This window comes from Nonomuraea recticatena (genome assembly GCF_039533245.1).
Taxonomy (GTDB): Bacteria; Actinomycetota; Actinomycetes; order Streptosporangiales; family Streptosporangiaceae; genus Nonomuraea; species Nonomuraea roseola.
The window spans coordinates 1-9,255 of the sequence record NZ_BAAATE010000073.1 but is presented as its reverse complement, the minus strand read 5'-3'; the positions used below and the strand labels follow the sequence as shown (position 1 = coordinate 9,255).

At 67.0% G+C, this 9,255-nt stretch carries 9 protein-coding genes and 2 pseudogenes; 8 read left to right on the top strand and 3 right to left on the bottom strand.

The window, feature by feature from the left end:
* Positions 1-145: 145 nt before the first annotated feature.
* Together ABFX50_RS49735 and ABFX50_RS49730 are read right to left on the bottom strand one after the other, a co-directional pair.
* Entirely contained in the window at positions 146-412 is a 267-nt protein-coding gene (locus tag ABFX50_RS49735; RefSeq protein ID WP_346158133.1) for a hypothetical protein, read from the bottom strand.
* A gap of 455 nt (positions 413-867) precedes the next feature.
* The gene (locus tag ABFX50_RS49730) at positions 868-1,209 is read right to left on the bottom strand and encodes a histone-like nucleoid-structuring protein Lsr2 (protein WP_346158131.1); all 342 of its coding nucleotides are present in this window, start codon (positions 1,207-1,209) and stop codon (positions 868-870) included.
* A gap of 195 nt (positions 1,210-1,404) precedes the next feature.
* Between ABFX50_RS49730 and ABFX50_RS49725 the strand changes: the two genes are divergently transcribed.
* From ABFX50_RS49725 to ABFX50_RS49720, 3 genes and pseudogenes are all read left to right on the top strand, one after another.
* Positions 1,405-1,641: a hypothetical protein gene (locus ABFX50_RS49725; protein WP_346158128.1), complete on the top strand. Its 237-nt coding sequence runs from the start codon at positions 1,405-1,407 to the stop codon at positions 1,639-1,641.
* A 364-nt stretch (positions 1,642-2,005) separates the two neighbouring features.
* Positions 2,006-2,182: pseudogene (locus tag ABFX50_RS51710) on the top strand (transposase); the annotation flags it as partial.
* Between the two features lie 169 nt (positions 2,183-2,351).
* Positions 2,352-2,540 (top strand): annotated as a pseudogene (locus ABFX50_RS49720) (IS630 family transposase); the annotation flags it as partial.
* Between the two features lie 148 nt (positions 2,541-2,688).
* Here the strand turns inward: ABFX50_RS49720 and ABFX50_RS49715 are convergent.
* Complete coding sequence (locus ABFX50_RS49715) at positions 2,689-4,887, bottom strand: hypothetical protein (protein WP_346158125.1); 2,199 nt, start codon at positions 4,885-4,887, stop codon at positions 2,689-2,691.
* A 1,032-nt stretch (positions 4,888-5,919) separates the two neighbouring features.
* Here ABFX50_RS49715 and ABFX50_RS49710 point away from each other — a divergent pair.
* From ABFX50_RS49710 to ABFX50_RS49690, 5 genes are all read left to right on the top strand, one after another.
* Positions 5,920-6,543: a hypothetical protein gene (locus ABFX50_RS49710; protein ID WP_346158123.1), complete on the top strand. Its 624-nt coding sequence runs from the start codon at positions 5,920-5,922 to the stop codon at positions 6,541-6,543.
* A gap of 8 nt (positions 6,544-6,551) precedes the next feature.
* Positions 6,552-7,112: a DMT family transporter gene (locus ABFX50_RS49705; protein ID WP_346158120.1), complete on the top strand. Its 561-nt coding sequence runs from the start codon at positions 6,552-6,554 to the stop codon at positions 7,110-7,112.
* A gap of 184 nt (positions 7,113-7,296) precedes the next feature.
* Positions 7,297-8,451, top strand: a complete 1,155-nt coding sequence (locus ABFX50_RS49700) for a hypothetical protein (protein ID WP_346158118.1) — start codon at positions 7,297-7,299, stop codon at positions 8,449-8,451.
* Entirely contained in the window at positions 8,448-8,738 is a 291-nt protein-coding gene (locus ABFX50_RS49695; protein WP_346158116.1) for a hypothetical protein, read from the top strand. The genes ABFX50_RS49700 and ABFX50_RS49695 overlap by 4 nt, the downstream gene beginning before the upstream one ends.
* A gap of 194 nt (positions 8,739-8,932) precedes the next feature.
* On the top strand, positions 8,933-9,255 hold a 323-nt coding region (locus tag ABFX50_RS49690; protein WP_346158113.1), incomplete at its 3' end, for a hypothetical protein.

Here is a 9,255-nt window from a genome sequence, read left to right as displayed (position 1 = left end):
GCAGGAACAACTCCCACAACTCATCAGGCACCAGCCGTCGAAGGAACGCATCCACGAACGGTCTAACGATCAATCTCCAAATGAGTCACGGTCTTAGGGCGTGTCCGGTCGATCATGAATGAGATCGGTCGGGTGGAGCCCGTAGCTAGTAGATGATCTCGGCGATCGTCACCGTGGCGGCGTAGTGGGCGGCGAGCTCGATGCCTCTATGGATGTCAAACGGCAGAAGGGGTGGTTCTGGTGTGTCGACCGTGAGTTTCGCGCATCGGCGGATGAGCTTGGGGTTGCTCAGTCCGGTTAGTGAGTCGCGGAGCGCCGGTTCGGCCGCGATCAGGATGGCCTTGAGCTGGTTGATGGCCTGAGATCTGGACTTGATCGCTGATGTCTTGGCCAGCTTGAACAGGCGCAGCATCTCCACTGACCCGTCAGCGCCAGCGACCGGCAGCGGCCGTCGGCGATCGTGTGGGACCGCCGACGGATCGGCCCAGCCCCTTGCGCGGTCTGAGACTGCTGGGCGGTGAGCCCCCTTTTCGGCAGTCCTCCAGGGGAGGATGAAAATGGGTTCAGTACCGACCCGCGCAATTAAGACTTTCTAGCGCCCTCAGGTCAGGCGCGAAATTGTTCAGCTCACGGGCCTGAGAGAAGCAAGGTAGCCAAGCAGCATGACAGCCACCCACAAGTGAACTGGACCAATCCGATATCCGCCCGCGATGTGATTGACTACTGCATCTCGGCCGCGCGACGACTTGGGTGTTGAGCCCGTCATAGCTTCATCGGCCTGAACGAAGGACCCTTGCCGGCGCCCGACCGGGTGGATTCTCACTTCGCCGAGCGTAAGGCCCCTTCGAAGAGGGGCCTGCAAAGGGCCTAATGGGCGGCCTCGTACTGCTCGATCACAGAAGCAGAGATACGACCACGCTCGCTAACCGGCAGACCGTGCGCCTTGGCCCACTGGCGGATCTCAGCACTCTTCTCCCGGCTCATGGCAGCACTGCTGCGTGAACTGCCTCGGCCAGCTCGGATGCCGCGCGGCTGGATGACCTTCCGTGCTTTGATGATGTAGGGCGCGAGAGCCTTCTCCAACTTCTCACGGTTGGCTCCGGAGAGGTCGATCTCGTACCTCTCCCCGTCGAGAGCAAACTTGGTGGTCCGCTCAGCGGGACTCCCGTCAAGATCATCAACGAAGCTCTCTACGATCCGCTTTGCCATTGCCGTTCTCCCAAACCGGTAGGTTAAGAGCAGCAGCTTAGCTGATCTTCTCCAGCACTCAGCCGTTGCATACAGAAAACCGTACATCAAAAGTTACCAGCGTGAACCGCGCTGGGCTTGATGGAGGCTCTGGTGTGTCCGGGTTGCGTGGAGGTGATTTCTAGATTCTCTGCCACGTGATGAGAGGAAAGTGGCATGAGAGAACGGGCTATCGCCGAAGTTCCGGCGCAAGGTGCTGGGCCTGCTCCGGGCATCAAACTTGCCGTCCGCTATCACGCCACCGCATATCGCGATCATCGGCGAATAGCTGCGACATGGCTACGCCGGCGCGACATGCCATCCTGTAGCGTCGATCCAAACACCACCGCCGAAGAGGCTGAGACGGCCGCCGATTTCTTCATCGCCGACATCGAACGGTCATTTCGTCGCTGACCTCACTACAGACGCCCAGCTTCTGCTGATCGCCGGCCTGAACCAAGACGACAATACCTTTGTCGCCATCAACCCGGCCGATGACAGCGCGGCTTGGTATGCCTTGGTGTCCCTGCTGCCTGGCGGTGGCTACAAGGTCGAGCTCGCGGATCCGGACAAGCACGACCCGAGCAGGTCATGTCTTTGTCGAGCCGCACCACGGCGGGTGCCGTCTGGCCATCTGGGCCTACGATCGCTCATCGTCCCCCAAGGGTCGCGAGCAGGAGGTCATGCCCGCCAGTGGGGTGGTGGCCTGGCCGTGGCTGGTAGAACTCGGATGCGGTGCGCTTCGATGTGACAGATGCCGAGTGGGCGTATGCGTTGATTGGGCCGCATCTGCCGGTGGCGGCTACCGGGCCGCTGCCCCGGCGGGGTGCGTGATCAATTCAACGGGATCTTGTGGCGGTTCCGCACCGGATCCGGCTGGCGTGACGTCCCAGACCGCTACGGGCCTTGGTCCACGCTCTACTCCCGGTTCAACGGCTGGGCCAAAGCCGGTGTGTTCCAAGGGCTGATGGACGCGCTGATCGCCGAGGCCGCATCGCGTGGGCAGGTCGGGTTGGAGCTGGTCAGCGTGGACTCCACGATCGTGCGGGCGCATCAGGAGTCGGCTGGGCTGGCGGTCGCTGACGAGACCTTGGATGCGCTGGAGCAGGCTGACCGAGGAAAAGGGGGCTCCGCTGCGCCAGTTCACCCTGACCAACTCCGACCATCCCAACCACACCGTCCAGACCCGGGCTCTGCACGCCTATCTACGCTGGCGCAACGCCTACGCCCGCCATCCCGACGTTCTGGCCGCCCAACGCTGCGAACGCGCACGCGTCCGCAGCGAGAAAGCCATCCGCTGGGGGGCGACCCCTCGCATCCTCAGCTTGAAAGGCTGCTCACCCAACCCGGTGATCGTTTCCGGTCACCGAGCGGCCGGCCCCGCTGATGCCGGCCGCTCATCCACGGGGTGGCCAGTGGCGAGACCACCTCAGACACGCCTTAGGGCGCTGATCATGGAGATCAGTCGGGCGGGATGCCGGCCAGCTCGAACAACGTGAGCAGCTCCCCATGATCTTCTAGTCGGGTTCTGCCTGGGACGACGTCCGGCCAGCTCCTGCGGGCTCGCCGTCGGGGTCTGGGCACGACGACGTAGTTAGGGCCTGTCGGCACGGCGGGTGCCGTCGCGGCGAAGGCCCCATCCGGCTCTCTCTCCGGGGTGGGTCCCTGGGGCCACGGGGCATCACCAACGCTGTGCGGCCCCACCGCGACGACCCTTTCGGGGCGCTCGGGTTCGGTGGCCTCCTGCTCCCACGACTCGACGATGGCGTGCCAGATGCGTCGGTGTTCGCGGTAACGGTCCCTGCGCTCCGCCGCGTCGATGTCGCCGCCGAGCTCGATCGCGATCGCGTCGAGGTCAGCCGCGCCGCGAATCCAGCCCTCTCCGTCGCGCACAGCCAGGTTGTAGGTGGCCAGCAGCCGCAGGGCCTGGCTGCCGGCCGAGCGGGAGACCCTGGCAGTGTGAGCCACCGCGGTCGCTCCAGTCGGCGCGGTCGACAGCACTTCGAGTACGAGCGCGACGACCGGGCCGAACATGTGCAAGGCCGGGTGCAGGACGTCGATCAGGCCGCCGCGCCACCGGATCCATCGGGCTTGGTCGCGATATCTGTCCGGGACGCGCAGTCGGTAGCGGTCGGCCGCCTTACCCCGGCCTGCCTCGACCAACTCGATCAGCGGGTCGTCCTCCTCTCTCAGTCGCTTGAGGTGACGCGCGACGACGGTGTAGTCGGCGCCGGTCATCTGCGACAGGGAGCGGCAACCGAACGCCGGTTGGGTCGATCCGTCCATGCGGGCCGCTACCACCATGGCCCTCAGGAGGAGCCGGATGAAGGGCGCGGCTCGGCCCCAGGCAGCCGTCCGTTCTTGGTCCTGCTCGGCGAGCCAGATGCAGGTCCGCCACTGGAGGATCTCCTGCCAGTGGCTCAGCACTCGCTCATCGGCCAGCTGTGGGGCAATGGTGCAGATACCCCATCGGTTCTGGTCGTGGCCCTCTTTCTCCTGGACAAGCGAATCTACATTGTAAAGGCGTGGCCTTTGATCGTTTCGACCATCTTCCTGCTCAAGCCGAGATCGCGTCGAGGACCCGAGGCGGGGAGGGGGGGCCGTGGATAGGTTGTTCTGGCTTGTGTTGCAGTTGCGGACATGTCTTCGCCAGGCGACCCAGGTGACGGCTTTTTGCCAGTCCCGCTGCAGAAGGCGTTCCTGCTCCTCGGCGCTGCGTGGGCCTTGGCGGCGGGAGTCGAGCAGGCGGGCGAGACCAGCCCAGGTGCCCTCGTGCATACGGGTGCGGATCTGACCCAGGCGCAGACCTGCGGCGGCCATGCTGTTGAGTAGGCCCAGCCGCGGCTCAGACGCTGACTGAGCGCCGCTGTTCTCCCAGTCGCCGAGCTGAGCGAGGCGTTCGATCTCGGGTCGTAGCGGACGGGCGCTGCTGGTGCGGGGGAGCCAGGGATAGCCGTCAGCGTCCAGTGGCACGTCGACGACGGCGTCGCAGTCAGGACAGGTACGGCCGGCTTCGCCCGCGGTCGTGGTGGTCCAGCTGGGGGAGCCGGTGGAAGGAGAGTCCACCTGCGCGAGCTCGGCGGTGAGCTCCTGCTGCAGCGCGACCCAGACCTTCGAGCCGCAGGGGTGGCGCAGAATCCTTTCGGCCTGCTCGATCGGCATGGTCAGCGTCATCCAGCCAGTCAGCTGCCCGCGATCGATTTTGTGCAGGGCGCCGGGTGGGCGGATCTGCCCTTTGCGGCTGGCCATCGGCTGCACGTCGAGCGTGGGGAACCGCACGGCTAGGCTGCGGGTCAGACGCAGCAGCTCGGTCCAGGGCAGCGGGCTGGACCAGCGGATGATGACGTGGCGGCCGCCGCTGGGAGACAGCGTGCTGATGGCGCGCCCTCCGCACTGCTCGATGAGGGCGATGGCAGCCTGGGCGTGCTCGGTGACCCGGGCGACGGCTTGGGCGCGGGGAAGGCCGACGGCCCGGGTGACGTCGAAGTCCAGGAAGAGGACTTGGCCCCTGCCGTCGGTGTCGTACACCGAGATGGTGGAGGGCTTGCTGGGTAGCTGCGGCCGGAGGGGCGCCAGTGGTCGGGAATGCTTGCCAGCGGGGAAGTTCTTGCCGCCGTCAGGAGAGAGCCGCACGTGCAGCTGCTGGGCCAGTAGCGGCACCAGCCGAGCGTAGGTTTCGGCCGCATGTGCGCGAGCGGCTGCAACAGAAGGGTCGGCCTTCGGGATTGACGACGACATGCCGGATGATCCGGACAGCCCGTGGCAGGCGGTCCGGTGGAGATCCGTGGACCTGGGGGTCTCGGACGTGTGTGAGCAGCCGCGCCCAGCGTCACAACAGGGGTGTGACGCGCCCATATCGGGCAATGCTGGGCTCAGCCGGTGGCCCTGGGGTATGGTGGCTCCTGGCATATACAGCGACCTGCTGGCATGCCAAGGGCCATCAAGCGATCCATAGGCGCGGACTCGCTTGTTGGACCACCCGCAAAGCCAGCGGGGTCAACGGCGAGACTCGCGACCGGCCGCCAAACCAAGACGCGAGTACTCGTGAAGTTGTGAGTTGTTTATGCGGTCGCCCGGGGTTTCCCCGGGCGTTTCGCATTTGTGGGGCTTACGTCAGCGACCTCCTGCGGGGGGCATGTCGGGTGCGCTCATCAGGCTGCGGCTTCGCCAGAGGCAGTAAGGAGTTCCAGGCCGGGCAGGGTCTGGGGGGTGCTCGAGGCAGTTGCGCTACTTCTTGCCGCCGTCTGTTTCCGTTCGGCAGCCTCTATGAGCCGGGCGACCAGAGCGCTGAAGCTGATGCCGGCCTCGGCAGCGAGACTGTGACCAGCTAGGAGCTCCGCACCGGTCAGCCGTACGGTGGTCTGGATGACCTCGTCAGGGGCCGCGCTCGCCTGCTCCAGGCATCGCGCTTTGCCGCGCCGACTGCCGCGGGTGGATGTGGATGTCGCCATGGGGCTTGATCCTGCCGTATCGAGAGCTGTTGTGATACCACTTTCGCTCGGCGTGTCGAGGGTTTTTCGCCCTCGGCCGGGGGGTAGGCGAAGGGCCCTTGGTCGGGGCGGCTGGCATGGGGGTGACTCCTGGGAGCTTTGGGGGCGCGATCTGAGTAGAGACTGTCGTGAGCACGGACATGGCCCAGGTCGCGTGGCTCCTGCGGTAGACGTGGAAATCAGCCCTCTGGCCTACGGTGGAGTGCGCATCGAACCCGCCGGCGAGCTCGGTGACACTGAGCAGTGGATTGCCGATCACCAGATCATGCGCGAGCTGATGCTGGTGGGCTGGGCTGTCGAAAACGAGAAAGCCCGATTAATGGTTCTGGGCTGGAGCGCTGTTCAGGTGCAGCACCGGCTCCGAATGCTGCGTGTCTCGTTGGAAGGACTGCAGAGCGGCGAGCGCACGGCTGTCGCGGCGGCGGCAGCCACTGAGGAGCATTACCGCGCGCATCCTGAAGCGAGCCTCGGTGAGACGCTGGCCGCCGTGGTCGCCGACATCGAGCGTGATCACCTGCGCTGGCCTGCTCGCCTGGCCGACCTGGATGGCCTTGAACGCTCGGCAGACCTTCCCTCGCTCAATCGGCTGCTGCAGTGCTCGGTCGAGCTGGAGAACGCTGTGCGCCGCATCTGCGACTGGCACATGCAAGTCGCCGCCGATGGCATCCGGGCGATGTGGAGACAGCTGACCGAGCACGGGCGAGCTGGTGATGAGGCCCGGGAGATGGCTGTTGAGCAGGTCCGGCAAGCGCTGCTCGCCGCTCGCGCAGCGTCCGGACCGGCGGCGACGGCGACGGCGACGGCGACGGCGGTCACGCGACGATGATGGCCTGGTTGCTCCTGGCCGCCGCGATCGCTGTTGAGGTGGTTTCCAGCTCAGCGCTCAAGCTTGCGGCCTCCGGCGGCGGTGCCGCCGGTCCGATCTTCACCCTGGTGGCGCTGGGTGGCGTCGTAACGTCCTACGGACTGATGGCGTGGGCGCTGCGGCTGCAGATGGAAATCAGCATGGCTTACACCATCTGGTCCGGCGTCGGGACGGCGGCTATCGCCATCATCGGCGCGGCCGTTTTTCACGAGTCGATGAATGTGCCCAAGCTGGTGGCGTTGATCCTCATCATCGCTGGTGTCGCGCTCCTGCAGACCACCGCTCGCGCTGATGCGGCCACCGCCCAGTCCGGCTCGGCCGATGCAGCTTCCACGCTGGCGCTGGTCACCGCGTTGCGCGAACTCGGTCACGCGTTGAGCGCCCTGCCTGAGCCCGCGGCGATGCCCGGATCGGTGGCCAGTTCCTCACGAGGGTCGTACGCCGCCGCGCCGGCCCGACCCGCCGCCACCCGCCCTGGCTCCTGGCCCTGGCCCGTGCCGCAGTCGTTTCCCGATGACTGCGTCCTTTAAGGACTGCCCATGCATCTCGCTGATCGTCGCGGGACCGAGATCGTCCACTTAACCCATCACGCGCCTGACGCCCGACAGCCGCTGCTCAAGAAGGTGACTGTCGCGGCAGCCTCCACCACGCTGCAGCCGCTCGGCGCCAATCTGCACCAGGTCAGCGCCCGATACGACGGGGCAGCGCAAAGCGGTGCGCCGCGCCGCCCACCGCGTTCACCACCTGCTTGACGCCTTCGAGGCGCCCCACACCATCGCCGGCGATGCGCTGTGCGGCATCGAGCCCGTCACTGGCAACACCACTGTGTACACCGGCCTCGCGCTTGGTGGCGCCCGTCCCTATACCTTCGCCACCGGCAGCCTGCCCGCGGACGGGCTGCGGAAGGCAGCCGAGCTCACCGTCATCACTGGTCATTGCCTGTGGCCTGAGGACGCTGTGCGCCTGGTGACGACGACCGGCCGGCGCATGTCGCTGCTGGCTCTGCGCAGCTGCCGGCTCGTCGACGTCCCCGCGATCGTGTCGATCGAGTGGGACGGACCTGAACTGTCGGTGTACGAGATCGAGTCCTGCGCTCGGCTTGCCGGCTCCGTCGCGGCGCTGGCTGCGCCCGCCTGCTTGCGTCTGCCGACGACGATCGCGGTGCAGTTGCCGAGGCTGCAGTACTACGGAATCGTCGAGCCTCTGCTGCGCAGCGGCAAGATGTGCCCGGAGCTGGGTGTTCATCTGTTCGACCTGATCGACGATCACCGCGGGCGCATCGTCGCGCATTGGGAGCGGCAACTCGAGCTGCGGCTGCCGGCCGGCTGGCGCTCGTGGATCGAGGTGAGCGCCCGTCCCGAGCTTGATCACTTCGCTGATCGGGTCTACCACGCTCTGACCCGGGGACGCGTTCTCGGCGTCCACGATCTTCCCGCCGCCGACCGGTGCGACCCCGCCATCGCGGCCGTCCTGCGCCACATGCGGCCGCGGACGGTGGCCGAGCTGGGCGTGGCCACCTATGTCGCGCAGTATCTGCGGGCGGGCGTGGGCGGCGGCCTGGCCGTCGCGGTGGAAAACGATCCCGAGCGGCGCATTCTGAGCACGGCCCGCCGCGTGGCGGCCGAGTTCGGTTCCCACCTCGGGGGGCCGGTTCGGATGGTGGGCCTGTACCCGCTGGGTCGTCTGTGGGCGACGCGGGCCGGGACCGCGACCCGGCCCGACCTCTACCGGCACACTCCGGGTCGGTGGGCGCGCTACAGCGCCAGCGGTGAGCTGGTCGACCTTCTCCAGCTGTGCGGTGACCTGTATCCCGTCCGTCGCGAGCCGTACCCCGCGCTCGGCATGGCCGCCGTCCTGGAATCGGCATGACGACCGCGACCGCAGCCGCCCGAGCAGCGCCATCGCTGAGGCGTGCGGGGGCGCGCCTGCGCAGCCACCGCCTGTCCCTGCTCGGCGCCGCGCTCTGCTGGGGCCTGGCCGCCGTCACCATGAAGCATGCGCTGGCGGCCCGGCTCGCCTCGCCGTCGATGGCCGCGACCGTCGCCCCGTTCCAGCAGGCGGCGCGCAGCGCCCGCGGTGTACCCAGTTGCTCGGCCGCTTCCAGCAGCTGGGCGGCCAGAGCCCGGCAGATCGTCTGTTCCCCGCGTTCGATGTAGGCGGCCAGCAGCGTGGCGCCAAGTTCGATACCCCGGTCGGTCCAGCCCCCAGGCAGTTCCCGGGTGAAGGTGATCTCGCCGATGGCCACGCTCGCTGACAGGTCACCGACCTCGCGCAGGCATCGGCACAAGGCCAGGGCGATGCCGATCCGGTGCTCGGTCTCTTCGCGGTCTTCAAAGGCCATCGGGGGCAGTTGCTGTTCATCGAGCGGCGCCAGGACGGCCAGCAGATACGTCAGGCGCTCGATGGCCTCGGGCAGGTCCCCATCAGCCTCCGCAGCCAGAGCCAGACCCAGTTCAGCCTGACGCCACAAATCGGGGCGGCTACCCAGGGCCGGATCATCGACGAGCGCGGCGTACTGAGCGCGGGCTTCGGCGGCCAGGCCTTCAGCGAGCGCCTCGTCTGCTCTGGCGAGCTCCGGGCGTTCCACCCGAGGACTGGACACCTGAGACCCTGGACCTTGCTGGTTCGGGGAGATCGGGAGAGTGTCCCGTTGGGGATGAAGAACTATCCACC

Excerpts from the sequence above, each read along its gene's own strand:
- ABFX50_RS49695 (WP_346158116.1), top strand. The coding sequence starts at position 8,448 with ATGACGACCGCGACCGCAGCCGCCCGAGCAGCGCCATCGCTGAGGCGT.
- ABFX50_RS49730 (WP_346158131.1), bottom strand. The coding sequence starts at position 1,209 with ATGGCAAAGCGGATCGTAGAGAGCTTCGTTGATGATCTTGACGGGAGT.
- ABFX50_RS49725 (WP_346158128.1), top strand. The coding sequence starts at position 1,405 with ATGAGAGAACGGGCTATCGCCGAAGTTCCGGCGCAAGGTGCTGGGCCT.
- ABFX50_RS49735 (WP_346158133.1), bottom strand. The coding sequence starts at position 412 with ATGCTGCGCCTGTTCAAGCTGGCCAAGACATCAGCGATCAAGTCCAGA.